Raw genomic sequence first — 26,058 nt, forward strand, 5'->3', positions numbered from 1 at the left:
ACCCTCGCCCGTGAGTCAGAGGCCATGTATACCTGTTAGGTATGGGCGATACTAGGGCCTGGAGCACATTACGCAGACTAGGAGGACAGCACGAGTGCGCCTGCCCCTCCTGGCACTGCTCGCACGCCGCCCTGCCCACGGCTACGAGCTCAAGCAGGGCCTTGAGCAACTGCTGGGCTCCGCGTACCCTCAGCCGAACGTCGGCCAGATCTATGTGACCCTCGGCCGCCTCGAGAAATCGGGACTGATCGAGGGCGAGGACGTCGAGCAGTCCAGCCGGCCCAACAAGAAGGTCTACCGCCTCACCGAAGCCGGACGTGAGGCGCTGCGCGTCTGGTTCGAGGAGCCCGAGGACGAGCCGCGGGTCCGGGACGAGTTCTTCATGAAACTCGCCCTCGCCCCGCAGACCGGTCTCGCCGACCAGATCGCCCTCATCAACAAACAGCGGCGCCAGTACCTCAACACCATGCGTGATCTGTCGAAGCTGGCCGCCGCCGAGGACCGGGACAACCGAATCGCCCATCTGCTGATCGAGGGCGCGATGCTGCACCTGCAGGCCGACCTCGACTGGCTGGAGCGGTGCCAGGAGGAACTGGAGGAGCTGGAGTGAGCGAGAGCCCCACTCCTGCGCTGCGTGCCGAGGGCCTGGTCAAGACCCACCACGGTGAAGGCGCGCCCGCCCGGGCCGTGCGCGGGGTCGACCTGTCCGTGCGGCACGGCGAGTTCGTGGCGGTCACCGGCCCGTCCGGGGCGGGCAAGTCCACGCTGCTGCACCTGCTCGGCGGACTGCAGCGGCCCGACCAGGGCAGCATCTGGCTGGACGGCCGGTGCACGGACGGCTACAGCGAGGCCCGCTGGGCCGAGGAACGCAGGAAAGGCATCGGGATCGTCTTCCAGTTCTTCAACCTGGTCTCCAACCTGTCGGTCGCCGACAACGTCGAGCTGCCCGCGCTCCTGGTCGGCCGCTCGCCGAAGCAGGCACGGGCCGAACGGGAGGAACTGCTCGCCGAGCTGGGCCTTCAGGGCAAGGAGCGCAGCATGCCGGGCGAGCTGTCCGGTGGCGAGCAGCAGCGGGTCGCACTCGCCCGCGCCCTGGTCAACCATCCTCCCCTGCTGCTGGCCGACGAGCCCGCCGGCAGTCTGGACAGCAAGGGCACGCGCGAGGTGATGCGGCTGCTGTCCCGGTTCCACGGCCGGGGGCAGAGCATCCTGCTGGTCACCCACGACGCCCGGCTGGCGAGCGCCGCGGACCGCGTGATCAGTTTCTTCGACGGGCGGATCGTCGACGACGCGGAACTGGACGGCACGCCGTCGCGCAGGCGCACCGGGATATCGGGCGTGCTGGAACTGAAGGACTGACCCGTGCGAGCCACCCTGCGCTGGGCCCACTCCGACTTGCGCACGCATCGCGGTGAAGCGCTGTTCATCGTGCTGGCCACCGCCGGCATCGTCGTCTCGCTGCTGCTGGCCACGGCGCTGTTCGGCTATGCGACCAACCCCTGGCAGCGGGTCTTCACCCAGTCCCGTGGCGCGCACGTGTGGATCCACACCGTGAAGTCCGCCGACACCGGCCGCCTCGCCTCGCTCGACGGCGTCGAGTCCGTCGCGGGCCCCTATCCGACCGAGTCCGTCACGGTGTCCTCGCGTGGCACCCGCGCCTCGGTCGAACTGCGCGCCACCCCCGAGAAGCCCGCCATGGGCAGTCCGCTGCTCACCTCGGGTCACTGGCTCGACGCCCGGGAACCCGACGGTGTCGTCCTGGAGAGCCGACTCGCCCGGGCGCTGCTGGCCGAGCCCGGGGACACGCTCACCCTGCCGGGCACCGCCCGGAAGCTGACCGTCGTCGGCGTCGCCGACAGCGCCGAACCGCGTTACCGCGCGGGCGAGCAGCCCGGCCTGGTCTGGGCCCCGCCGGCCGCCGTACGCGATCCCGGCGGCCGGGTGATCGGACTGCGCCTCACCGATCCCGGCGACACGGACTACGCCGTCCAGCGGGCCGTCACCGTGCTCGGCGCGGGGGCGGTCGGCGAGGTCTCCACCTGGCAGCAGGCGCGGGCCGAGGCGCAGGGCGACAACCGGCTGCTGGGCCAGGTCCTCGGCCTGTTCGGCCTGGGCGCGCTGCTCGCCGCCGGGTTCGCGGTGCACGGCGCGATCGGCACCCGTATCCGCGGCCATCTCCGGGACATCTCGGTCCTGAAGGCGATCGGTTTCACGCCCGCCCAGGTCGTCCGGATCTTCCTGCTCCAGCATGTCGTTTACGCCCTTCTCGGCGCCGTGGCCGCCGCCGCGCTGACCCAGGGCCTGGGCACCTCCGTCCCCGGCCGGCTCGGCGACGCGGTCGGCGTGTGGCAGGGGCTGCCGGGGCACACCGTCGCCCTGTTCACGGTGCCGGTGGGCGCGGTGCTGTTCATCGGCGCGGTCACCGGGCTCGCGGCCTGGCGGGCGGGGCGGGTGCCCCCCGTGCCGGTGCCGCGCCCCGCCGCTCCGGCCGGCGGACGGCTGACCGGCGTGGCCCGCAGGGCTCTGGGCCTGCGCATGCCGCCCGCGCTCGTACTGGGCTGGCACCAGGCCTTCACCCGCCGCCCGCGCGCGCTCGCCACGATCGGGCGGCTGGCCCTGCCGCTGCTGCTGATCGTGGTGGCGATGAGCGCCTGGACCACCATCGACCGCTTCCACAACAGCCCCGACCGGATGGGGCTGCCCGCGGCACTCACCGTACGGGCGGACAGTGGCGTGACCGACGGTGAGACCCGCACGCTGCTGCACCGCGACCCGCGGGTCGCAGCCGTCTACCCGGGCGTCGAGGTGGCCGCCCTGGTCCCGGGCCAGACAGCCACCATCGCCCTCCGCGGCCTCGGCACCCACCACGACCCCTACCCGTACACGCTCGCCGCGGGCCGTCCGGCGAGCGGCCCCGACGAGGCGGTGGCGGGCCAGGGCCTGCTGGACCTCCTCGGCGTGAGCGTCGGCGACTGGGTACGGATGACGGTCGGCGACCAGCCGCAGATCCTGCACATCGTGGGCCGCAGCATCGAACCGGAGAACGCCGGCCGGGTCATCTCCACCTCGCTGGACACCCTCCGCGAGAACGACCCCGGGCTGGCCCCGACCCTGTACCAGTTGCGTCTGCGCCCCGGTGCCGACCCCGACCACGTCGCGACCGCCCTGGCGGCGGCCGGACACGGCCACCTCGACGTGCACGCCGTGACGAACCCGGCCGACGGCCTGTCCCCACTGCGCGGAGTCGTGATCGGCCTGATCGCCGTCCTGGCGCTGATCGGCCTCATCGAGCTGCTGACCGCGATCGGTGGCACGGTCCGCGAGAGCGAGCGGGACCTGCTGGCGCTCAAGGCCATCGGCATGTCCCCGCGCCAGATCACCGCGATCACCGTCACGGCGACCAGTTGCACGGCCCTGGCCGCGGCCCTCACCGGTACCGCCCTCGGCCTCCCCCTGGCCCACTGGCTGATCGACGCCCAGGGCCGCTCCAGCGGCATCGGCGCCGGCATCGCCCAGATCCCGTCCCCCTTCCTCCTCCTGCTCTTCGCATCAGCAGCGGTACTGGGCGCCGCCGCCCTGGCCACCCTCCCCGCAGGCCGAGCGGCGAGACGAAGGCTGGCGGACACGTTGAGCGCGGTGGCTTGAGGCGGGCCCTCGGGGATCGACACCGCGACCGGAGCCTGGCGCACAGGGGCCGAAGCCCCCGCCGGGGTCTGGGGCGGAGCCCCAGGGGGCGGGGGCCGTTCCCGGCCCGTCGACAAGGGCGGGCGGGTGGGCAAGCCCTCCCCCCGTCAACGCCCCCGCAGCTCGCGGTACTTGGAAACCAGCGCGGACGTCGACGCGTCCAGCCCCGGCACCTCCGCCCCCTCCGTCAACGCAGGCTCCACCCGCTTGGCGAGCACCTTGCCGAGCTCCACACCCCACTGGTCGAAGGAGTCGATGTCCCACACCGCGCCCTGCACGAACACCTTGTGCTCGTACAGCGCGACGAGCTGCCCGAGCACGGACGGCGTCAGCTCACGCGCGAGGATCGTCGTCGTCGGCCGGTTGCCCTTGAAGGTCTTGTGCGGCACCAGCTCCTCCGGCACCCCCTCGGCCCGCACCTCCTCCGCCGTCTTCCCGAAGGCGAGCGCCTGCGTCTGGGCGAAGAAGTTCGCCATCAACAGGTCGTGCTGTGCCTTCAGCCCGTCACTCAGCTCCGCGACCGGCTCGGCGAAGCCGATGAAGTCCGCCGGAATCAGCTTCGTACCCTGGTGGATGAGCTGGTAGTACGCGTGCTGCCCGTTGGTGCCGGGCGTGCCCCACACCACCGGACCCGTCTGCCACTCGACCGGGCGCCCCTGACGGTCCACCGACTTGCCGTTGGACTCCATGTCCAGCTGCTGCAGGTAGGCGGTGAACTTCGACAGGTAGTGGCTGTACGGCAGCACCGCATGCGACTGGGCGTCGTGGAAGTTGTCGTACCAGATGCCCAACAGCCCCAGTAGCAGCGGCACGTTGGACTCCGGGGGCGCGGTGCGGAAGTGCTCGTCAACGATCCGGAAACCGTCCAGCATCTCCCGGAAGCGGTCCGGGCCGATGGCGATCATCAGCGACAGCCCGATCGCCGAGTCGTACGAGTACCGGCCACCTACCCAGTCCCAGAACTCGAACATGTTGGCGGTGTCGATACCGAACTCACCGACCTTCTCGGCATTCGTCGACAGGGCCACGAAGTGCTTGGCGACGGCCTCCGGCCCGGCGTTCAGCTCGCTCAGCAGCCAGTCACGGGCCGAGGTGGCGTTGGTGACCGTCTCGATGGTGGTGAACGTCTTGGACGCGATGACGAACAGCGTCTGCGCCGCGTCCAGGTCACGCGTCGCCTCGTGCAGGTCGGCACCGTCCACGTTGGAGACGAAGCGGACCGTGAGGTCGCGGTCGGTGAAGCCGCGCAGCGCCTCGTAGGCCATCGCGGGACCGAGGTCGGAGCCGCCGATGCCGACGTTGACCACGTTCCTGATGCGCTTGCCGGTATGCCCCGTCCACTCCCCCGAGCGGACGCGCTCGGCGAAGTCACTCATCTTGTCGAGCACGGCGTGCACCGCCGGGACGACGTTCTCCCCGTCGACCTCGATCACCGCGTCCCGCGGGGCCCGCAGCGCCAGGTGCAGCACCGACCGGTTCTCCGTCGTGTTGATCTTCTCGCCGCGGAACATGGCGTCCCGCAGGCCGAAGACGCCGGTGGCGGCGGCCAGCTCGCGCAGCAGCCGCAGCGTCTCGTCGGTGACGAGCTGCTTGGAGTAGTCGACGTACAGGTCACCGACCTGGAGGGTGTACCCGGCGCCGCGCCCGGGGTCCGCGGCGAACAGGTCCCGCAGATGGGTGTCGGTGAGCTCCTCGCTGTGCTTGGCGAGAGCGGTCCACTCGGGCGTCTGGTTGAGTCTGGTACGGCCGTCTGCGTTCATTTCGGACTTCAGCCTTCTTTCCTGCCTGTTCCCTGCTGCGTACCTTGCCCCGCTGCCGGTTCCAACCTAGTTGATCAGCGCCTGACGTGAGCGGTCGTCGCGCCGTCGTCCGAGGCAACTACAGGTACGTCCGGCTTGCCCGCCGGTATCAACGAGGTGACCGCCAGGGCGAAGAGCACGGCCGCGGACAACGCGGGCCAGTTCAGCCCGTACCCCCGGGCCACGACGCCGCCGAGCAGAGCGCCGAGCGGCGCACCGGAGGTCGAGGCGGTACGGAAGGCGGACGCGATGCGTCCCACCATCGCCGCCGGGCTGCGTCGCTGCATCAGCGTGACCTGGTTGACGTTCCAGACCATGTTCATGGCGCCCAGCAGCAGCATGCCGACGAGGAGCGCGCCGAGGTTCCGGACGGTGCCGACGAGCACGAGGGAGGACGTCTGCACGCCGCCGGCGACCAGCAGGGCCCGGACCCGCCCGGTGCGCCGTGCGATCCGCTGGGCGACGAGGCCACCGAGGAGGCTGCCTGCCGCGTACGCCGTCATGGCGGCCGCGTATCCCGCGTTGCCGGCGCCCAGCCAGCGCGTCACGTGCAGCACCAGCGTGGCGATCAGGGCGCCCATGCCGATGTTGCACAGCAGGGTGGCCACGCAGACCGCGCGCAGCGTCCGGTCGCGCCACAGGGCGCGCAGGCCCGCGCCGATCTCGGCGCGCAGGGTGCTGCCCGCCTGGCGCGGCGCCCGCTCGGGCGGCCGTATCCGCAGCGACGCCACGAGGGCGGCGGCCACCAGGTACGTGCCCGCGTCGGCCGCGAAGGGCATGAAGGCCCCCACGGTCAGCAGCACCGGCACGAAGGGTCCGGCCAGCAGACCACCGGCGAGTTGCTGGCCGGTCATGAGGCGGGCGTTGGCTCCGCCTAGGCGGTCGCGGTCCACCAGGGAGGGCAGCAGGGCCGTGGAGGCGTTGTCGAAGAGAGTCTGCAGGGTGGTCAGCGCGAAGGCGAGGGTGAGCAGCAGCGGGATCGAGGCGTGTCCGAGGCCGACGGCGAGGGCGAAACCGGCGACGAGCAGGCCGCGAACCGTGTCCACCGCCCACATCGCGCGCCGCTGGTCCACCCGGTCCGCGACGGCCCCGCCGAGCAGCCCGAACAGCAGCCACGGAACATACCCGCAGGCGGTCACCGAGGCGACGGCGAGCGGTTCGTCGGTGAGGCGTACGGCGAGCAGGGGCAGCGCCGACGTCCGTAACGCGTCCCCGAACCGGGACACCACGGCTGCCGTCCACAGCCGCCCGAATCCCCCGCGCCACGCGGGCGCGGCCCTGCCCGCGTCCTCGACCGTCGTCACGACTCCCCCTCACAGTCGGCCCAAGCCTCACTGCAGGCCCATGCACGAACCGTAGAGGGCAGCACTGACAATCGGCCGTCGGCCGAGGGGGGAAACAGCTCCGGCCAGGCGCCCACGGACACCCGGCCGGTTCAACTCCTAGATCTCGCCCCGCAGTTTGGCGAGCGCCTCGGCGAGGATGGCCTCGCCGTCCGCGTCGCTGCGCCGCTCCCTGACGTACGCGAGGTGCGTCTTGTAGGGCTCGGTGCGCGGCGGGTCCGGCGGGTTGTCCCGGTCCTGACCTGCCGGGAAGCCACAGCGCGGGCAGTCCCAGGTCTCGGGCACCTGCGCGTCACTGGCGAAGCTGGGCTGGGTCTCGTGCCCGTTGGAGCACCAGAAGGAGATGCGCAGACGCGGCGCGGACTCGCCGCGCTCGGCCTCGCCCATCGGCCCCGCCCCGACCCGGCTACCTCGGATCGCGTTGCCACTTGCCACGGTCGTAACTCCCTGCGTGATGGTGCCGCGAAGCGAGTCGGCGTTTCGCTCCGCTGCGAGCGCCTCAGTCTACGTAAGGCCCAACGCGCGTCCAGTGCTTGGAGTTACAAACCCCCCACTCTGCAGACGCAAGCCCCATGATAGGCCGCGCACAGGAGCGCGTAGCCAACATGGGGCTCAACGTACGGAATGTGTGTACTTGACCTGATACCGAGCAGATGTGATCAGCTGTTCGACTTCATCAGGAGGCCGAGGACGACGATGCACGCGAACCACAGCAGACCGATCACGATGGTGATCCGGTCGAGGTTGCGCTCGGCGACCGAGGAACCGCCGACGGACGACTGCATGCCGCCGCCGAACATGTCGGAGAGGCCGCCGCCCTTCCCCTTGTGCATCAGCACCAGCAGCATCAGCAGCAGGCTGAAGACGATCAGGGCGATCGAGAACCCCAAAACCACGGCTGGACCAACTTCCTCGGAATCGGATGGACGGGGGCACAGCACCCTGGCTGTACCCCCGCAAGGGTACGACGGATCGCCGCTACCGCCTACTCACGGCCTGCTCACTGATCGCGGAATCGCACGATCTTGACGAACTCGTCCGCGTCCAGCGAGGCCCCACCGACCAGGGCGCCGTCGATGTCGGCCTGCGCCATGATCTCGGCGACGTTGCCGGACTTCACGGAGCCGCCGTACTGGACGCGCACCTTGTCGGCCACGTCCTGCGAGTAGAGCTCGGCGATCTTGCCCCGGACGGCGGCGCAGACCTCCTGGGCGTCCTCGGCGCCGCAGACCTTGCCGGTGCCGATGGCCCAGACGGGCTCGTACGCGATCACCACGGTCTCGACCTGCTCGGCCGTGAGGTCCTTCAGACCGCCCTCGACCTGGGTGAGGGTGTGGGTCACGTGGTTGCCCGCCTCGCGGACGTCGAGCTCCTCACCGACGCACAGGATGGGGGTCAGGCCGTGCCGGAAGGCGGCCTTGGCCTTGGCGTTGACGAGCTCGTCGGTCTCGTTGTGGTACTGGCGGCGCTCGGAGTGGCCGATCACCACGTACGTGCACTTGAGCTTGGCCAGCATGGAGCCGGAGATCTCACCCGTGTAGGCGCCGGAGTCGTGGGCCGAGACGTCCTGGGCACCGTACTTGATCTTGAGCTTGTCGCCGTCGACCAGGGTCTGCACGGAGCGCAGATCGGTGAAGGGCGGCAGGACGGCGACCTCGACGGCCTCGTAGTCCTTGTCCGCGAGGGCGAAGGCGAGCTTCTGGACGTGGGCGATGGCCTCGAGGTGGTTGAGGTTCATCTTCCAGTTGCCCGCCATGATCGGCGTGCGACCGGAAGTAGTAGATGCAGCCATGCTTGGTCAGTCCTCCAGTGCGGCGAGGCCGGGGAGCGTCTTGCCCTCGAGGTATTCGAGGGAGGCGCCGCCACCGGTCGAGATGTGGCCGAACGCGTTCTCGTCGAAGCCGAGCGTACGCACGGCCGCGGCGGAGTCGCCGCCGCCGACGACGCTGAAGCCGTGTCCGTCGACGAGGGCCTGGGCGACCGCCTTGGTGCCCTCGGCGTAGTCGGGGTGCTCGAAGACGCCCATCGGGCCGTTCCAGAAGACGGTCGCGGCGTCGGCGAGCTTCGCGGCGTACAGCTCGCGCGTCTTCGGGCCGATGTCCAGGCCCTCCTGGTCCTCGGGGATCTTGTCCGCGTCGACCACGGTGTGCTGGGTGGGCGCCTTGGCCTTCAGGTCCGGGAACTGCCGGGCGACCACGACGTCGACGGGGAGCACCAGCTCGACGCCCAGCTTCTCGGCGCGCTCCAGGTATTCGGTGACGGCCGGGACCTGGTCCTCCTGGAGCAGGGAGATGCCGACCTCGTAGCCCTTGGCCTTGAGGAAGGTGTAGGCCATGCCGCCGCCGATGAGCAGGCGGTCGGCCTTGCCGAGCAGCTCGTCGATGACGGCGAGCTTGTCGGAGACCTTGGCGCCGCCGAGCGCGACGACGTAGGGGCGCTCGACGTTCTCGGTGAGCTTCTTCAGGACGCCGACCTCGGTGGCGATCAGGTGGCCGGCGTAGTGCGGCAGCCGGGCCGGGAGGTCGTACACGGAGGCGTGCTTCCGGTGCACCGCGCCGAATCCGTCGCCCACGTACACGTCGGCGAGTTCGGCGAGCTGCTCGGCGAAGGCGCCGCGCTCGGCGTCGTCCTTGCTGGTCTCGCCGGGGTTGAAGCGCAGGTTCTCGATGACCGCGACCTGGCCGTCGATCAGGCCCGCGACGGTGTCCCTTGCGGACTCGCCGACCGTGTCGGTCGCGAACGCCACGGCGGAACCGAGGAGTTCACCGAGGCGCGAGGCGGCCGGGGCGAGGGAGAAGGCCGGCTCCGGGGCACCCTTGGGGCGGCCCAGGTGGGAGGCGACGATCACCTTGGCGCCCGCGTCGGCCAGGGCCTTGACGGTGGGCAGGACGGCGCGGATGCGGCCGTCGTCGGTGATGGTGCCGTCGGCGAGCGGCACGTTGAGGTCGGCACGGACGAAGACCCGCTTGCCGTCCACGCCGTCGGCGAGAAGTTCGTCGATCGTCTTCATGGGGAGGGACTCCTGAGGAGGGATCATGATGCTCGTGATCGTAAAGAGGGCCTGATCTGTACGTGAGTCAGGGCTCGGGCAGCGCGTTCACGCGCTGCCCGAGCCCTGTCCTCACACCGAGATGCCTGCTTCGGCGATCAGAGCTGGTTGCCGACGAAGACCGTCAGGTCGACGAGGCGGTTGGAGTAGCCCCACTCGTTGTCGTACCAGCCGATGACCTTCACGTTCTTGCCCTCCTGGACCATGGTCAGGGAGGAGTCGAAGGTGCAGGACGCCGGGGCGTTGACGATGTCGGAGGAGACGATCGGGTCCTCGGTGTAGTCGAGGAGGCCCTTGAGCTCGCCCTCGGCGGCCTTCTGGAAGGCGGCGTTGACCTCTTCCTTGGTGACCTCACGGCCGAGTTCGACGACGAGGTCGGTGACCGAGCCGGTCGGGACCGGAACGCGCATCGCGATGCCGTCCAGCTTGCCCTTGAGCTGCGGGAGCACGAGGGCGGTGGCCTTGGCGGCACCCGTGGTGGTCGGGATGATGTTCTCGGCGGCGGCACGGGCGCGGCGCAGGTCCTTGTGCGGGAAGTCCAGGATGCGCTGGTCGTTCGTGTACGCGTGCACCGTCGTCATCAGGCCCTTGACGATGCCGAAGTTCTCGTCGAGGACCTTCGCCATCGGCGCCACACAGTTGGTGGTGCAGGAGGCGTTGGAGATGACGTGGTGGCTCGCCGCGTCGTACTTGTCCTGGTTGACGCCCATCACGATGGTGATGTCCTCGTCCTTGGCCGGAGCCGAGATGAGGACCTTCTTCGCACCGCCGGCGATGTGCTTCGCGGCGTCGTCCTTCTTGGTGAAGATGCCGGTCGACTCGATGACGATGTCGACGCCCAGCTCGCCCCACGGAATGTCGGCGGGGTTGCGCTCGGAGAGCACCTTGATCGTGTGGCCGTCGACCGTGATCGTGTCGGCGGTGTGGGAGACCTCCTGCTTCAGGCGGCCCAGGATCGTGTCGTACTTGAGCAGGTGGGCGGTGGTCGCGGTGTCACCCAGGTCGTTGACAGCCACAACCTCGATGTCCGCCCCCTGCTCGAGCAGGGCGCGGAAGTAGTTACGCCCGATGCGGCCGAAGCCGTTGATGCCTACGCGGATCGTCACGAACCGATCTCCTCGTTGGTACGCCGGCCATGCGGTGCCGGCGAGCTGTGTTTGGGATGTCCCCGACCACCCCCGACCCTACCTCCCTGGGGGCCCGGTGGTGACATCCAGATGCCTCATACACGGCAGGGCGGTCCGTACCCGCCAGTAGGGGTACGGACCGCCCCGGACTTGCGCCCGGATCACCCGGTTCAGTCATGAATTGTCAATGCCGGTCGAGCGCCCGGATCACTCGTTCGTGAGCGCGTCGGCTCACTTGTCGAGTGCCGCCAGGGCCTTCTTCACCAGGGCCTTCCGGTCGGCCGCGGCCGGGACCTGTTCCAGGCCGAAGCCGAGCAGCACGGTCCGGTCGGTGGTGACCGCTCCGTACGTCTTGAACAGGGCTCCGGTACGCGCCCAGTCCTTCAGTGCCGCCGGGCTGCCCGGTGGCGGTCCGGTCACCTTCCAGGCGCCCAGCGAGGTCTCGAAGCCCTCGGTCTCCTTGGCCGTGCCGCCGACGACGAGTGAGGCGTCGTCGGCGAGGACGCCGTGTCCGCCGGTGCCCGGGTCGGTGATGTAGGCGATCGAGAGCTCGACGGACTTCCCGGCGTACGCGCTGAGGTCGAAGTCGACCGAACGCCAGCCGTTCGAGCTGCCGGTGAGGCTGTGCCACGAGCCGGTGCTGCCGGTCGCGGTGCAGCCGCTGGTCGCGAAGGTCAGATAGTGCTTGAGCCAGGGGTGCTCGTTGACCAGGAACCCGGCCTCGCAGTCGGCCGGCACGGCAGTGGAGGTGGCGCCGCCCGCCTCCGGGAGGGTCGTCCAGTCGTTCGCGCCGGTGGTGTGCGCCTCGACCACCGCGTGGTCGTAGCCCGGCTCGGTGTCCCACAGCAGCCGGGTGCGGAGCGTCGGCTTGTCGGCGGCGCTGACACCGGTGAGGTCGACGGTTCGGGTGAGGCGCTTGTAGGCGTCGTCGGTGTGCACCGCCGCGGCCATGTACGAGCCCGTGTACGGGCCGTACGGGTTGACGGTGCCCGCGAACTGGCCCGCGCCCGCGCTGGCGAACTGCGGGTACTTGGCCGCGGGCAGCTCGTCGGAGGTGACGGCGTAGCTGCCGGCCTTGTCGAGCGGGTTGCCGGGCGCGCCGCCCAGGGCGGCCGTGACCCCACCGAGCTCGCCCGAGCCGGTGAAGCCGGTGGCGCCGGCGAGCGACGTGCGCGAGTAGGCGCCGAGGTAGTACTGGCTGAAGTCGTCCGACAGGGTGCCGTCGGCGAGGGCGACGTTGCCGCCGGCCAGCTCACCGGCCTCGATCAGCTTGCCGCCCTCGTTGAGGTAGGCACGCAGCTGGAGCTGGGTGACGTTGCCCGGGCCGCTCGCGCCGGAGTAGTGGACGACGGTCCTGAAGTACTTCAGCACGCCGAGCGCGTCCGGCGCTCCCTGCTTGGCGACGTCCCAGACGATCGCCTTGCGGCCGGCCGCCTTCAGCGCGTCCACGTACTTCTGCGCCTGCGCGGCGGGCGCGCCCTCCTCGGCGACCACGAGGGTGTCCGCCGCGGACCGCTTGGCCACGGTGTACGTGAAGTGCGGGCTGGAGGTGCGCTTTCCGCTCCTCGTCCTGCCGGTGGACCACACCTCGACCTTGTCACCGGGCTCGCCGCCGCGGACCTTGGCCCGGTACTCGTCGAAGTAGAGGTTGTCCGCACCGCCGAAGGTCTCGCCGCCCTTCCAGTGCCTGAGCGTACGGTCCCGTGTACGGCCGCCGTTGACGCGGTACTTGAGCTCCTTGTCCCGTACGGACTTGCGGACGACGACCGAGACCTCCTGGTCCGCGCCGCGCGCGTACGAGGTGGAGAACGTCGCCGGGGTGAAGTCGGCCGCGCTCAGACCGACCGAGGAGGCCGGCTTGTCGGGGTGGGCGGCGGTCTCGGCGACGGAGAGCGCGAACGGGATGTTCTTGGCGAACTCCTGCTGGATCAGCTTCTCGTCGTCGGGGAAGTTGAAGACCGACTGGCAGTCGGCGGCCTTCCAGGCGTCGTTCGGGTCGATGTCCGAGGCGGTCTGGCAGGTCGACATCTCCGGGGTGAACATCGCCATGCCGTTGACGTTGGAGGCGTGGCCGTCCGCCTCACCGTTGGTGGTGTACAGCTCCGAGGAGACCTGCGGGTGGTAGCCGGGGATCGCGGAGTGCTCCGGGGTGCCGGCGAGCGCCTTGTAGAGGACGTCGTCCGGGGTCGGTGTGGCGACCTGCCAGCCGACTCCGTACAGCAGGAGTTCGGCGGCGGAGTGGTAGTTGATGCCGTAGGTGAAGCCGACGCGCTTCTCGAAGCGGTCGAGGGCCTTGGTCTCCGGTTCGGACGCCGGGCTCGCGCCGCGGTAGGTCTCGCTGGTCGGGTTGGGGGACGAACCCTCGTCGTCGTAGCCCCACTTGTAGGCGAAGTTGCGGTTGAGGTCCACGCCGTCGCCGGTGGAGATGACGCCGTCGCCGTTGACGTCCCTCAGGTTCTTGCGCCACAGCCGGGTGTCGGAGTTCTTGAAGGTGTAGTCGTAGCCGTCGGGGTTGGCCGAGAGCACGAACCACAGCTCGGTCGAGTCGACGATCTTCTTGATGCGCCTGTCCGTCTTGTAGCGGTCCAGGTAGTAGTGCATCAGGCGCCGGGTCATCTCCGGCGTGATCCATTCGCGCGCGTGCTGGTTGGACATGTACAGCACGGAGGGCTTGGAGCCGTCCTTGGACTTCTTCGCGTTCCTGGTCAGTTTGAGCGCGAGGATGTCCTGGCCGCCCACGGTCCTGCCGATGGACTCGACCTTGGTGAGGCCGGGGTTCTGCTGGGCGGCCCTGAGGATCTCCTCCTTCAGGCCGCCGCTTCCGCCGTACGGGCGGAACACGCCCTGGGCGGCGTCCTCGACGCGGGTCGCGGCCTTAGCCGAAAGCTTGTGCTCGGTGAGGTCGACGCCCTGTTTCCCGAGCTTCTCGGCCTGCTTCTCGGTGAGGTAGAGCTCGACAGTGTGCTTGCCGGCTCCGGTCACCTGGTCGCCGAGCTCGTTGCCGTCCTGTCCGGCCGCGAGCAGCAGCGGTACCTGTTTCCGGGTGACTTCGGCGCGGAACACCTTGACCTCGTCGTCGCTCTTGGCGTCGGCTCCGGTCGAGGTGGCGGTCTGTGCGTGGGCGACGGGTGCGAAGCTCGCTCCGCCGAGCAGGAGCGCGCCGACAGCGAGGATCGATCTCGCTCTGTGTCTCATGAACCCCCCTAGCCGTGGTCCGCCACGGCGGCGGACATCTGCCAGGCTCATGACACCTCATGATCCAGTCAAGGGCGCCCCAAGGACAGCGAAACGCCGGCGCCTTCACCCAACTGGGCTCAGGCACCGGCGAACTGAGAGTCCGTCGTCATACCGCCAGGTTGTCCGCCAGCTCCTCGCTGAGGTTGGCCTCCGTCCCCGGGATGCCCAGGTCGGAGGCGCGCTTGTCGGCCATCGCCAGCAGACGGCGGATACGGCCGGCCACGGCGTCCTTGGTCAGCGGCGGGTCGGCGAGGGCGCCCAGCTCCTCCAGGGAGGCCTGCTTGTGCTCCATGCGCAGCCGCCCGGCGGCCGCGAGGTGCTCGGGGACCTCGTCACCGAGGATCTCCAGGGCGCGCTGGACGCGGGCACCGGCGGCGACGGCGGCCCGGGCCGAGCGGCGCAGGTTGGCGTCGTCGAAGTTGGCGAGCCGGTTCGCCGTGGCGCGCACCTCGCGGCGCATCCGGCGCTCCTCCCAGGCCAGCACGGACTCGTGCGCGCCGAGCCGGGTGAGCAGGGCGCCGATCGCATCGCCGTCGCGGACGACCACCCGGTCCACGCCCCGTACCTCGCGGGCCTTGGCGGCGATCGACAGGCGGCGGGCGGCGCCGACCAGTGCCAGCGCGGCCTCGGGACCCGGGCAGGTGACCTCCAGGGAGGAGGAGCGTCCGGGCTCGGTCAGCGAACCGTGCGCCAGGAAAGCGCCGCGCCAGGCCGCCTCGGCGTCGCAGGTCGCACCCGAGACCACCTGCGGGGGCAGGCCCCGGATCGGGCGGCCCCGGCCGTCCACCAGACCGGTCTGCCGGGCGAGCTGGTCACCGCCGGCGACCACCCGCACCACGTACCGGGAGCCGCGGCGCAGCCCGCCCGGCGCCATCACGATCAACTCGGAACTGTGTCCGAAGATCTCCAGGATGTCCCGCTTGAGGCGCCGGGCCGCCATCGCGGTGTCCAGCTCCGCCTCGATCACGATGCGTCCGCTGACCAGGTGGAGGCCGCCGGCGAACCGCAGGATGGCGGAGACCTCCGCCTTCCTGCAGCAGGTCCGGGTGACGGGGAGCCGGGAGATCTCGTCCTTCACCGCTGCCGTCATCGCCATGGGCCGATCCTTCCATGCATCCGAAAAATACGGTCGTACGCGGCGGCCAACAGCTCCGGGTCGTGCCTCGGGGTCCCGTCGGTCCGGGCCACGGGCGCCAGCTCGACCGCGGCTCCCAGCCGCTTGGCGGCCTCGGTGAGGGAGTCACGGTCGGGCACGGCGGCCTCGTCGGCCAGCACCACGTCCAGGGCGAGTTTAGGGGCGTGTCGCCCCAAAACCTCCAAATGACGCTGCGGAGAGAAGCCCTCGGTTTCTCCCGGCTGCGGGGCGAGGTTCAGGGACAGCACCCGGCGTGCCTTCGTCTCCGTGAGCGCGTCCAGGAGTTCGGGGACGAGCAGGTGGGGGATGACGGAGGAGAACCAGGAACCGGGACCGAGAACCACCCAGTCCGCGTCCAGGACGGCGGCGACGGCCTCCGGGACGGCGGGCGGATCGTTCGGCACCAGGTGCACGGACTGCACCTCGCCCGGCGTGAGGGCGACGGTGGCCTGCCCCCGTACCGTGTCGACGTCGTCCGGGCGCTGTGGGTCGTGTCCCTTGACCAGGGCCTGGAGCTCCAGCGGCACGGCGGACATGGGCAGTACGCGCCCGTGCGCGCCGAGCAGTTTGCCGACCAGGTCCAGGGCCTGGACATGGTCGCCGAGCTGCTCCCACAGGGCCACGATCAGCAGGTTGCCGACCGCGTGCTCGTGCAGGTCGCCCTGGGACTGGAAGCGGTGCTGGATGACCCGGGCCCAGGTCTGGCCCCAGTCGTCGTCACCGCACAGCGCGGCCAGCGCCTTGCGCAGGTCACCGGGCGGCAGCACGCCCAGTTCGTCGCGCAGGCGCCCGCTGGAACCGCCGTCGTCGGCCACGGTGACGACGGCGGTGAGGTCGCCGGTGATCCGGCGCAGCGCGGCCAGCGAGGCGGACAGGCCCATGCCGCCGCCGAGGGCGACGACCTTGGGCTGGGCGCCGCGGCGGCGCGGCCTGGCGCCGCGGACCTCGACGGGCCGGCCGGCGCGCGCCTCCGGCACCACCCGGCGCAGCGCGCGCAGCCGCGGTGTACGTTCCCTCATTCCCGTCCCATGTCCCGGTGTACGACCACCGTCTCCACACCCTCGGCCGCGAGCCGCGCGGCGAGCTTCTCCGACACCGCGACCGAGCGGTGCTTGCCGCCGGTGCAGCCGATGGCGATGGTCACATACCGTTTGCCCTCGCGGCGGTAACCGGCCGCGATGAGCCGCAGCAGTTCGGCGTACCGGTCGAGGAACTCCTTGGCGCCGGGCTGGTTGAAGACGTACGCGGACACCTCCTCGTTGACGCCGGTGTACGGGCGCAGCTCCGGGACCCAGTGCGGGTTGGGGAGGAAGCGCATGTCCGCGACCAGGTCGGCGTCGACCGGGAGGCCGTACTTGAAGCCGAAGGACATCACGGTGGCCCGCAGCTCGGGCTCCTCCTCGCCGGCGAACTGGGCGTCCATCTTGGCGCGCAGTTCGTGCACGTTGAGGCTGGAGGTGTCGATCACCAGGTCGGCGTCGCCGCGCAGCTCGCGCAGCAGCTCCCGCTCGGCCGCGATGCCGTCGACGATCCGGCCGTCGCCCTGGAGCGGATGCGGTCGGCGCACCGACTCGAAGCGGCGCACCAGTGCCTCATCCGAGGACTCCAGGAAGACGATCCGCCGGGTGACGCCCCGGGCGTCGAGGTCGGCGAGCGACTCCCGCAGGTTGTCGAAGAAGCGCCGGCCGCGTACGTCGACGACGACCGCGATCCGCGCCACGTTGCCCTGGGAGCGGGCGCCGAGCTCCACCATGGTGGGGATCAGCGCGGGCGGGAGGTTGTCGACGACGAACCAGCCGAGGTCCTCCAGACACTTGGCGGCCGTCGAGCGGCCGGCTCCGGACATGCCGGAGATGATCACCAGCTCGGGGATGGCCCCGTCGGGGGCCCCGGCTGTCTCGCTGCCCGTACTCACCTTTGCTCCGTTGTCCTGGATCGCCTGCTGCGGCTGATCCTCGCGCTTTTCCTCGTGTGCCGGATCTCGGTCCGCTGTGGGGTGTGCGTCGTGCTCCGTCATGTCTCCTGCCCCCGTCGTTCGTCCGGGGTGCCCGCCGTCACGGGCTCCCCCGAGGGATCCCCCGTCGTACCGGGTTCCCCGTCTTCAATGATCTCTCCGGTCGCCGTGTTGACGGCGGGGGCGGCCGGGGCCGCCAGGGCGAGGGCCGCGGCGATCGTCTCGGCCGTCTTGCGGCCTATCCCGGGGACCTCCTGGATCTGGTCCAGCGTGGCGGACCGCAGCTTCTTCACCGAGCCGAAGTGCTTGATCAGCGCCTGTTTACGGGTGTCGCCGAGGCCGGGCACCTCGTCGAGGGGGCCGGCGCGGAAGCGTTTGGCACGCTTGGCCCGCTGGTAGGTGATCGCGAACCGGTGCGCCTCGTCGCGGACGCGCTGGAGCAGGTAGAGGCCCTCGCTGGTGCGGGGCAGGACCACCGGGTCGTTCTCGCCCGGCACCCACACCTCCTCCAGGCGCTTGGCCAGGCCGCAGACCGCGATGTCGTCGATGCCGAGCTCGTCCAGGGCCCGCTGGGCGGCCGCGACCTGCGGCTGTCCGCCGTCGACGACGACGAGCTGCGGCGGGTAGGCGAACTTCTTGGGACGGCCGTCGTCGTCCTTGAGCCCGTCCCCGGGCTCGTTCCCGAGCTCGCCGTCCTCGGAGCCGTCGTCCACCCACTCGCCGGTCTTCTCCTTCTCGGCGAGATAGCGCCGGAACCGCCGGGTGATCACCTCATGCATGGACCGGACGTCGTCCTGACCGGCGAATCCCTTGATCTGGAAGCGCCGGTACTCGCCCTTGCGCTGCAGACCGTCCTCGAAGACGACCATGGAGGCGACCACGTCGTCGCCCTGCAGGTGGGAGATGTCGTAGCACTCGATCCTGAGGGGAGCGCTGTCCAGGTCGAGGGCGTCGGCGATCTCCTCCAGGGCGCGCGAGCGGGTGGTGAGGTCGGAGGCACGCCTGGTCTTGTGCAGGACGAGTGCCTGCTGGGCGTTGCGCTGCACGGTCTCCATGAGCGCCTTCTTGTCGCCGCGCTGCGGTATGCGCAGGGAGACACCCGCACCGCGGCGGCCGGTCAGCCACTCCTGGACCGGTTCGACCGGCTCGGGCAGGGCGGGAACGAGCACCTCCTTGGGGACCGCGTCACCGCTCTCCTCGCCGTACAGCTGCTGCAGGGCGTGCTCGACGAGGGCGCCGGTGGTGACCTCCTCCACCTTGTCGGTCACCCAGCCGCGCTGACCTCGGACCCGGCCGCCGCGCACGTGGAAGATCTGGACGGCCGCCTCCAGCTCGTCCTCGGCGACCGCGATGAGGTCGGCGTCGGTCGCGTCGGCGAGCACGACCGCGTTCTTCTCCATGGCCTTCTTCAGGGCCTCGATGTCGTCGCGCAGGCGGGCGGCCCGCTCGTACTCCATCTCGTCGGCCGCCTCCGTCATCTGCTTCTCCAGACGGCGCAGGTGGGTGCCCGTGCGCCCGGCCATGAAGTCGCAGAACTCGTCCGCCAGTTCCCAGTGGTCCTCGGCCGGGATCCGGCCGACACAGGGGGCCGAGCACTTGCCGATGTAGCCGAGCAGGCAGGGACGGCCGGTGCGGGCGGCGTTCTTGAAGACGCCGGCCGAGCAGGTGCGTACCGGGAAGACGCGGAGCAGCAGGTCGACGGTGTCGCGGATGGCCCACGCGTGCGCGTACGGACCGAAGTACCTGACGCCTTTCTTCTTGTGACCCCGCATCACCTGGACCCGGGGGAACTCCTCGTTCATCGTCACCGCGAGGTACGGGTAGCTCTTGTCGTCGCGGTACTTGACGTTGAACCGGGGGTCGTACTCCTTGATCCACGAGTACTCCAGCTGCAGCGCCTCGACCTCCGTGGACACCACGGTCCACTCCACGGACGCGGCCGTGGTGACCATCGTCCGGGTGCGGGGGTGGAGGTTCGCCAGGTCCTGGAAGTAGTTCGCCAGACGCTGGCGCAGGCTCTTCGCCTTTCCGACGTAGATCACCCGGCGGTGCTCGTCCCGGAACCTGTAGACCCCGGGAGAGTCCGGGATGTCTCCCGGCCTGGGGCGGTAGCTGGAGGGGTCGGCCATGTCTCACACCCTACTGGCGAGGACCGACACCGCGGCGGGCCTGTGGACGACGCCACGCGCCCGCCGCCCCGCCCGGGGGCGCTGCTCGGCCAAGTGCCTACGGCGGCCGAACGCCAGGTGTTGTCGGAGCAAGGTCAACACGCTTCAATGCGGAGGAACTCGGGGGCCGTGAACGACGGCACGTGGCTGAAGCGTACAGATGTGCGACGCCCGGCGCCGACGGGGTGGCCCCCGGGCGGAACCCCTTGGGGCTGTGATCCAAACGACAGGGCCCAGGCCCACGCGCACGGTCTGACCAGCCGTAGTGAACCTTCACAGAAAGGCCCCTGTGCATGCCGCACGCCGCACAGCACGCGGATGTCGCCGCCGCGGAACTGGACACGGCCCTTCGGGGCGGCCCCTTCCATGTCGCCCTGCGGGCCGCGATCGCCGCCCGCGGACTGCCGCTCCAACGCGTGCAGCACCATCTCTCCCGGTACGGGGTCAAGGTCGGGGTGACGAGCCTGAGTTACTGGCAGCAAGGGGCCCGGCGCCCGCAGCGCCCGGAGTCGCTGCGGGCCGTGCGGGCGCTGGAGGAGATCCTTCAGTTGCCGGAGGAGTCGCTGATCCGGCTGCTCGCCGAGTCCGGCGAACGTCAGGCCACCTCACGTCCGGCCGCCGCCCGGTCGTACCGCTCACTGGTCGAGGCCTCCGGCGTCCTGGACCGGCTCCAGGCGGACCTGGGCTGGTCGCTCGACGGCGGCCTGGACACCCTCGGACACCACGAGCGGATACGGATCGGGGCGCGCCGCGAACTGGCCGACCGGGAGTCCCACCACATCGTGCGCGCACACCAGGACGGCGTGGACCGCTTCGTGGCCGTCCACCACGGTGACCCGGGCTGCGTGCCGCGACGCATGAACGTCCGCGCCCTGGAGAACTGCCGCACCGGGCGGATCCGCTGGGACCAGGACACCGGGGTGCTCGTCGCGGAGCTGCTCTTCGACACCCGGCTGCGGTCCGGCGACACCTTCCTCTTCCGGTACGGCGTCGAGGACGGCACGGCCGGGGTCTGCCGCGAGTACGCGCGTGGCTTCGGCTTCCCCGGCGGGCAGTACGCCCTCCAGGTGCGTTTCGACGCGGGGGCACTGCCGGTGCGCTGCCACCGGTTCGGACAGCCCTCCGCGGCGGCCCCGCGCAGCGGCCGGCAGGAGCTGCCGCTCAGCGGGCTGCACCGCTCGGTGCACGTCGTCGAGCCGCGGACCCGGCCGGGCATCGTGGGCATCTGCTGGGACTGGGACTGACGCTGCGCGTAAACGCTTGCGCAAGCGTTTACGTCGGGCGCTCCGATGGGGTACCTTCCGGCCAGCAGGAACCGCCGAGGCCCAGGAGGGAGCCCGATCCGATGCCCACGATGGCCGACGTCGCGCGCAGCGCCGGCGTGTCGGTGGCGACCGTCTCCCACGTCCTCAACGGCACGCGCCCGGTGCTGCCCCACACCCGCCAGGCGGTCCTGGACGCCATCGACGAGCTCGGTTACACGCCCAACACCCTGGCCCGCTCCCTGGTGACCTCCCGCACCCGCTCGATCGGGCTCGCGGTGTCGGCGATCACCAACCCCTACTTCACGGAGATCCTGCAGGGGGTCGAGGCCGCGGCCCTGCAGGAGGGCTACAGCCTCCTCATCGCCGATCCGCACGACGACCCCGGGCACGAGCGCAAGGTCGTCCAACTGCTGCACGAGCGCCGGGTGGACGGCATGATCGTCGCGCCGTCCGCGGACCCCCGCGAGCTCGTCGCCTACCTCGGCCGGCAGGCCGTGCCGACGGTGTTCCTGGACCGGGTGGTCGACGACCGCACGACCGCCGCGCCGTGCTTCGACCAGGTCTGCGCGGAGAACACCGAGCCGATGACCCGGCTCGTGACCCACCTGGCCGGGCTCGGCCACCGGCGGATCGCGCTGGTGGCCGGGCTGCCCGGGCTCAGCACCACCGACGAGCGGATCACCGGCTACCGGCACGGCCTCGCCTCGGCCGGGCTCGCCCACGACCCCCGCCTCGTCGTCTCCGGCAATTCCGAGTCGGCCGGCGCCGAGCGGGCCACGGCGGCGCTGCTGGCGCTCAGACCCGCCCCGACGGCGTTGGTCACCGCCAACAACGCGATGACCATCGGCGCCCTGCGCGCCCTGCGCGACCTGGGCCTGTCCGTACCCGGCGACATCGCCCTGTGCTGCTTCGACGACTTCGCCTGGGCCGATCTGTTCTCCCCGCGGCTCACCGTGATCGCCCAGCCCAGCAGGGACATCGGCGCCCGGGCGGTCCGGGTCCTCCTCGACCGCCTGGCCACGCCGGACGGGCCCGCCCGGACCGTCCGGCTGCCCTGCTCCTTCGTACATCGCACGTCGTGCGGGTGCCCCGAGAAAGGAACCGACTCGTGATCGTCGTCGCCGGTGAGGCACTGATCGACCTCGTACCGCAGGGACAGGGTGCCCTGGCGGGGCTGCAGCCGGCGCTCGGTGGCGGCCCCTACAACACGGCCCTGGCGCTGGGCCGCCTCGGCTCCGCCACCGCCTTCTGCTCCCGCACCTCCTACGACGCCTTCGGCGAGGCCCTGCTGGACGGGCTGCGACGGGCGGGCGTCGACGTCTCGGCCGTCCAGCGCGGCGCGGAACCCACCACTCTCGCGGTCGCCACCCTCGACGCCGAGGGTTCGGCCGCCTACTCCTTCTACGTCCAGGGCACCGCCGACCGTCTGTTCACGGTTCCCTCCGGCCTTCCGGCCGGGACCCGCGCGGTGTCCTTCGGGACCTGCTCACTCGTCCTGGAGCCGGGGGCGAGCGCCTACGAGGAGCTGATGCGGGCCGCGGCGGGACAAGGGCTCTTCACCGCCCTCGACCCGAACATCCGGGCGGGTCTGATCCCCGACGCGGACGCCTACCGTGCGCGTTTCAAGAGCTGGCTGCCGTCGATGACCCTGCTGAAGCTCTCCGAGGAGGACGCCCGGTGGCTGGGCGGCACCCCGGACGAATGGCTCGCCGCGGGCCCTTCCGCCGTCGTGATCACCCGCGGTGGCGACGGCCTCACCGTCTTCACCCGGGACGGCGCCGAGCATTCCGTGCCCGGTGTGAAGGTCGACGTCGTGGACACCATCGGCGCCGGTGACACGGTGAACGCGGCCCTGCTGCACGGGCTGTCCCGGCAGGACGCCCTCTCCCCCTCGGCCCTCGGCGCCCTGGGCGCGGACGGCTGGGCGCGGCTGCTGCGGTTCGCGGCGCGTGCGGCGGCGATCACCTGCTCCCGGGCGGGGGCCGAGCCGCCGTTCGCGGAGGAACTGGGGGACCTCTGAGGGCCCAGGACGGCACATGAACAGCGCCCCGCGGGGAGTGCCGCGGGGCGCTGTTCATACGCGTCAGGCCTTGCGGGCCCGCGTCGTCTTCTTCGCGGGCGCCGCCTTCTTCGTGGCCCCGGCGGCCTTGGCGGTCGCCGTGCTGTTGGCGGCCTTCGCGGCACGTGCCGGGGCTGTCTTCCTCGCCGGCGCCTTCACCGACGGTGCGGCGTCGCTGATCGTCTCCGGCTGCAGGATCTCGCGCAGGAACTTGCCGGTGTGACTGGCCGGAACCCCGGCCACCTGCTCGGGAGTACCCTCCGCCACGACCAGGCCGCCGCCCGCGCCGCCCTCGGGACCCATGTCGACGATCCAGTCGGCGGTCTTGATCACGTCGAGGTTGTGCTCGATGACGATGACCGTGTTGCCCTTGTCGACCAGGCCGGAGAGGACCTTGAGCAGCTTGCTGATGTCCTCGAAGTGCAGACCGGTGGTCGGCTCGTCGAGCACGTAGACCGTGCGGCCGGTGGAGCGCTTCTGCAGCTCGCTGGCGAGCTTCACGCGCTGCGCCTCACCTCCGGACAGGGTGGTCGCGGACTGGCCGAGGCGCACGTAGCCGAGACCGACGTCGTTCAGCGTCTTCAGGTGGCGGTTGATCGCCGGGACAGCCTCGAAGAAGTGCATTGCCTCTTCGATGGGCATGTTCAGGACCTCGGCGATGGACTTGCCCTTGTAGTGGACCTCCAGGGTCTCCCGGTTGTACCGGGCGCCGTGGCAGACCTCGCACGGGACGTAGACGTCCGGGAGGAAGTTCATCTCGATCTTGATGGTGCCGTCGCCGGCGCAGTTCTCGCAGCGGCCACCCTTGACGTTGAAGGAGAAGCGTCCGGGCTGGTAGCCGCGGACCTTCGCCTCGGTCGTCTCCGCGAACAGCTTGCGGACGTGGTCGAAGACACCGGTGTACGTCGCCGGGTTCGACCGCGGGGTGCGACCGATGGGCGACTGGTCGACGTGCACCACCTTGTCGACGAGGTCGTCGCCGTCCACGCGCGTGTGCCGCCCTGGCACGGTGCGCGCGCCGTTCAGCTCGCGGGCCAGGTGCGTATAGAGGATGTCGTTGACCAGCGTCGACTTGCCGGAGCCGGACACGCCCGTGACGGCCGTGAACACGCCGAGCGGGAAGGAGACGTCGATGTCCTGGAGGTTGTTCTCCCGGGCGCCGTGCACCGTCAGCTGCCGCGAGGGGTCGCGGGGGCGGCGGATGCCGGGCACGGGGATGGCCTTCTTGCCGGACAGGTACTGGCCGGTCTGCGACTCGGCGTTGGCGAGCAGGTCCTTCAGGGAGCCGCTGTGCACGACCTTGCCGCCGTGCTCGCCCGCGCCGGGGCCGATGTCGACGACCCAGTCGGCGACCTTGATGGTGTCCTCGTCGTGTTCGACGACGATCAGCGTGTTGCCCATGTCCCGGAGCCGGACCAGGGTCTCGATCAGCCGGTGGTTGTCGCGCTGGTGCAGGCCGATGGACGGCTCGTCGAGGACGTACAGGACGCCCACGAGGCCGGAGCCGATCTGGGTGGCCAGGCGGATGCGCTGGGCCTCGCCGCCGGAGAGGGTCCCGGCCGCGCGGTTGAGCGAGAGGTAGTCGAGGCCGACGTCGACCAGGAACCGCAGCCGCTCGTTGACCTCCTTCAGCACGCGCTCGGCGATCTTCTTGTCGCGGGCGCTCAGCTTCAGCTCGCCAAGGAAGTCCGCGCAGTCGCTGATGGACATCGCGGAGACCTCCGCGATCGACTTGTCCATGATCGTGACGGCGAGGACTATCGGCTTCAGGCGCGTGCCCTCACAGGTGGGGCAGGGGACCTCGCGCATGTAGCCCTCGAAGCGCTCGCGGCTGGCGTCGCTCTCGGCCTCGCTGTGGCGGCGCTTGACGAAGGGCACGGCGCCCTCGAAGGGCGTGGTGTACACGCGCTCGCGCCCGTACCGGTTGCGGTAGCGGACCTCGATCTGCGTCTTGTGGCCGTGCAGCAGGGCCTTCTTGGCGCGCTGCGGCAGACCGGCGAAGGGGATGTCGGTCCGGAAACCCAGGGCGTCCGCGAGGGCGCCGACCAGACGGCCGAAGTAGTCCTTGGTGTGCCCGTGCGACCACGGGTGGATGGCGCCCTCGTCGAGGGACTTGTCCTCGTCGGGGACGATCAGCTCAGCGTCGACCTCCATGCGCGTGCCGATGCCGGTGCACTCGGGGCAGGCGCCGAAGGGCGAGTTGAAGGAGAAGGAGCGGGGCTCGAGCTCCTCGAAGGACAGGTCGTCGTAAGGGCAGTACAGATGCTCCGAGTACATGCGCTCGCGCTCGGGGTCGTCCTCGGGAAGGTCGACGAAGTCGAGCACGACCATGCCGCCGGAGAGTCCGAGCGCGGTCTCCACGGAGTCGGTGAGGCGGCGCTTGGCGCTGTCCTTCACCGTGAGGCGGTCGACGACCACCTCGATGGTGTGCTTCTCCTGCTTCTTCAGCGTGGGCGGTTCGGAGAGCTGGATGGTCTGCCCGTCCACGCGCGCCCGGCTGTAGCCCTTGGTCTGCAGGTCGGCGAAGAGGTCGACGAACTCGCCCTTGCGCTCGCGCACCAGCGGCGAGAGCACCTGGAAGCGGCTCCCCTCCGGCAGCTCCAGGACCTTGTCGACGATGGCCTGCGGTGACTGGCGCGAGATCGGCCGGCCGCACTCGGGGCAGTGCGGCTTGCCGATGCGCGCGAACAGCAGCCGCAGGTAGTCGTAGACCTCGGTGATGGTGCCGACCGTCGAGCGTGGGTTGCGCGAGGTCGACTTCTGGTCGATGGAGACGGCCGGGGAGAGGCCCTCGATGAAGTCGACGTCCGGCTTGTCCATCTGGCCGAGGAACTGGCGGGCGTACGAGGAGAGCGACTCCACGTAGCGCCGCTGGCCCTCGGCGAAGATGGTGTCGAAGGCCAGGGAGGACTTGCCTGACCCGGACAGGCCCGTGAAGACGATGAGCGAGTCACGAGGCAGGTCGAGCGACACATTTTTCAGGTTGTGCTCGCGCGCGCCACGGACGATGAGACGGTCGGCCACGCCGGTCCGCACCTTTCTTGAGAGAAGTGACAGGGGCGGGGCCCCCGTGCTTCTTCAGCCTAGGGGGAGCCACTGACAACGCCGGTCGGGATCCCGGTCGGAACAACAATCCCCGGCCATCCAGCATGCCCGACGCCGCACCCGACCATATAGCACGTGCATTCGATTTAGGGGCTTGGTCCGCCACCTTCACCCGAAGGAGTGGCGGGGCTAG

At 70.5% G+C, this 26,058-nt stretch carries 19 protein-coding genes; 6 read left to right on the top strand and 13 right to left on the bottom strand.

The genetic code is table 11. The features are described from left to right. The first annotated feature begins 94 nt into the window (after nucleotides 1-94). Genes ACFYZQ_RS00360 through ACFYZQ_RS00370 form a run of 3 tightly spaced genes read left to right on the top strand, consistent with a single transcriptional unit; the run spans nucleotide 95 to nucleotide 3,645 of the window. Nucleotides 95-610: a PadR family transcriptional regulator gene (locus tag ACFYZQ_RS00360; protein WP_389139975.1), complete on the top strand. Its 516-nt coding sequence runs from the start codon at nucleotides 95-97 to the stop codon at nucleotides 608-610. Beyond that, on the top strand, nucleotides 607-1,359 hold the full coding sequence (locus ACFYZQ_RS00365; RefSeq protein WP_389139977.1) for an ABC transporter ATP-binding protein: 753 nt from the start codon (nucleotides 607-609) through the stop codon (nucleotides 1,357-1,359). Before ACFYZQ_RS00360 ends, ACFYZQ_RS00365 begins: the two co-directional genes overlap by 4 nt. A gap of 3 nt (nucleotides 1,360-1,362) precedes the next feature. Beyond that, nucleotides 1,363-3,645: an FtsX-like permease family protein gene (locus ACFYZQ_RS00370; RefSeq protein ID WP_389139980.1), complete on the top strand. Its 2,283-nt coding sequence runs from the start codon at nucleotides 1,363-1,365 to the stop codon at nucleotides 3,643-3,645. Nucleotides 3,646-3,791: 146 nt separating this feature from the next. Here the strand turns inward: ACFYZQ_RS00370 and pgi are convergent, their stop codons facing one another. From pgi to uvrC, 12 genes are all read right to left on the bottom strand, one after another. Beyond that, entirely contained in the window at nucleotides 3,792-5,444 is a 1,653-nt protein-coding gene (pgi, locus tag ACFYZQ_RS00375; protein WP_389139982.1) for a glucose-6-phosphate isomerase, read from the bottom strand. Nucleotides 5,445-5,518: 74 nt separating this feature from the next. Then, nucleotides 5,519-6,787 (bottom strand): MFS transporter, encoded by a 1,269-nt coding sequence (locus ACFYZQ_RS00380; protein WP_389139984.1) that lies wholly within the window; start codon nucleotides 6,785-6,787, stop codon nucleotides 5,519-5,521. Between the two features lie 138 nt (nucleotides 6,788-6,925). Beyond that, on the bottom strand, nucleotides 6,926-7,261 hold the full coding sequence (locus tag ACFYZQ_RS00385) for an RNA polymerase-binding protein RbpA (RefSeq protein ID WP_003976875.1): 336 nt from the start codon (nucleotides 7,259-7,261) through the stop codon (nucleotides 6,926-6,928). Between the two features lie 224 nt (nucleotides 7,262-7,485). Next, nucleotides 7,486-7,722 carry a preprotein translocase subunit SecG gene (gene secG / locus ACFYZQ_RS00390; RefSeq protein WP_389139986.1) on the bottom strand — a complete coding sequence of 79 codons (237 nt, stop codon included), beginning with the start codon at nucleotides 7,720-7,722 and terminating at the stop codon, nucleotides 7,486-7,488. A 104-nt stretch (nucleotides 7,723-7,826) separates the two neighbouring features. Next, nucleotides 7,827-8,582 (bottom strand): triose-phosphate isomerase, encoded by a 756-nt coding sequence (tpiA, locus tag ACFYZQ_RS00395; RefSeq protein ID WP_388789216.1) that lies wholly within the window; start codon nucleotides 8,580-8,582, stop codon nucleotides 7,827-7,829. Nucleotides 8,583-8,624: 42 nt separating this feature from the next. Next, nucleotides 8,625-9,836, bottom strand: a complete 1,212-nt coding sequence (locus tag ACFYZQ_RS00400; protein ID WP_389139989.1) for a phosphoglycerate kinase — start codon at nucleotides 9,834-9,836, stop codon at nucleotides 8,625-8,627. A gap of 137 nt (nucleotides 9,837-9,973) precedes the next feature. Beyond that, nucleotides 9,974-10,981: a type I glyceraldehyde-3-phosphate dehydrogenase gene (gap, locus tag ACFYZQ_RS00405; protein WP_389139992.1), complete on the bottom strand. Its 1,008-nt coding sequence runs from the start codon at nucleotides 10,979-10,981 to the stop codon at nucleotides 9,974-9,976. Between the two features lie 252 nt (nucleotides 10,982-11,233). Continuing rightward, nucleotides 11,234-14,197 carry a M14 family zinc carboxypeptidase gene (locus tag ACFYZQ_RS00410; protein WP_389139994.1) on the bottom strand — a complete coding sequence of 988 codons (2,964 nt, stop codon included), beginning with the start codon at nucleotides 14,195-14,197 and terminating at the stop codon, nucleotides 11,234-11,236. Nucleotides 14,198-14,345: 148 nt separating this feature from the next. Then, nucleotides 14,346-15,335, bottom strand: a complete 990-nt coding sequence (whiA, locus tag ACFYZQ_RS00415) for a DNA-binding protein WhiA (RefSeq protein WP_132886120.1) — start codon at nucleotides 15,333-15,335, stop codon at nucleotides 14,346-14,348. Further along, nucleotides 15,326-16,393, bottom strand: coding sequence for a uridine diphosphate-N-acetylglucosamine-binding protein YvcK (gene yvcK / locus ACFYZQ_RS00420; RefSeq protein WP_389139997.1), 1,068 nt, complete (start codon nucleotides 16,391-16,393; stop codon nucleotides 15,326-15,328). The genes whiA and yvcK overlap by 10 nt, the downstream gene beginning before the upstream one ends. Further along, entirely contained in the window at nucleotides 16,390-17,391 is a 1,002-nt protein-coding gene (gene rapZ / locus ACFYZQ_RS00425; protein WP_389139999.1) for an RNase adapter RapZ, read from the bottom strand. The genes yvcK and rapZ overlap by 4 nt, the downstream gene beginning before the upstream one ends. After that, entirely contained in the window at nucleotides 17,388-19,457 is a 2,070-nt protein-coding gene (gene uvrC, locus ACFYZQ_RS00430) for an excinuclease ABC subunit UvrC (protein WP_389140002.1), read from the bottom strand. The genes rapZ and uvrC overlap by 4 nt, the downstream gene beginning before the upstream one ends. 332 nt (nucleotides 19,458-19,789) lie before the next feature. Between uvrC and ACFYZQ_RS00435 the strand changes: the two genes are divergently transcribed. The 3 genes from ACFYZQ_RS00435 (at nucleotide 19,790) to ACFYZQ_RS00445 (ending at nucleotide 22,781) form a co-directional block, all read left to right on the top strand. Continuing rightward, nucleotides 19,790-20,740, top strand: coding sequence for a hypothetical protein (locus ACFYZQ_RS00435; protein WP_389140005.1), 951 nt, complete (start codon nucleotides 19,790-19,792; stop codon nucleotides 20,738-20,740). 101 nt (nucleotides 20,741-20,841) lie between these two features. Further along, on the top strand, nucleotides 20,842-21,873 hold the full coding sequence (locus ACFYZQ_RS00440; RefSeq protein ID WP_389140007.1) for a LacI family DNA-binding transcriptional regulator: 1,032 nt from the start codon (nucleotides 20,842-20,844) through the stop codon (nucleotides 21,871-21,873). Then, on the top strand, nucleotides 21,870-22,781 hold the full coding sequence (locus tag ACFYZQ_RS00445; RefSeq protein WP_389140009.1) for a carbohydrate kinase: 912 nt from the start codon (nucleotides 21,870-21,872) through the stop codon (nucleotides 22,779-22,781). Before ACFYZQ_RS00440 ends, ACFYZQ_RS00445 begins: the two co-directional genes overlap by 4 nt. Nucleotides 22,782-22,844: 63 nt before the next feature. Here ACFYZQ_RS00445 and uvrA read toward each other — a convergent pair whose 3' ends face one another. Continuing rightward, nucleotides 22,845-25,844, bottom strand: a complete 3,000-nt coding sequence (uvrA, locus tag ACFYZQ_RS00450) for an excinuclease ABC subunit UvrA (RefSeq protein ID WP_389140012.1) — start codon at nucleotides 25,842-25,844, stop codon at nucleotides 22,845-22,847. Between the last annotated feature and the right edge of the window lie 214 nt (nucleotides 25,845-26,058).

Source organism: Streptomyces sp. NPDC001843, assembly GCF_042891955.1.
In the GTDB taxonomy this organism is placed as follows: domain Bacteria; phylum Actinomycetota; class Actinomycetes; order Streptomycetales; family Streptomycetaceae; genus Streptomyces.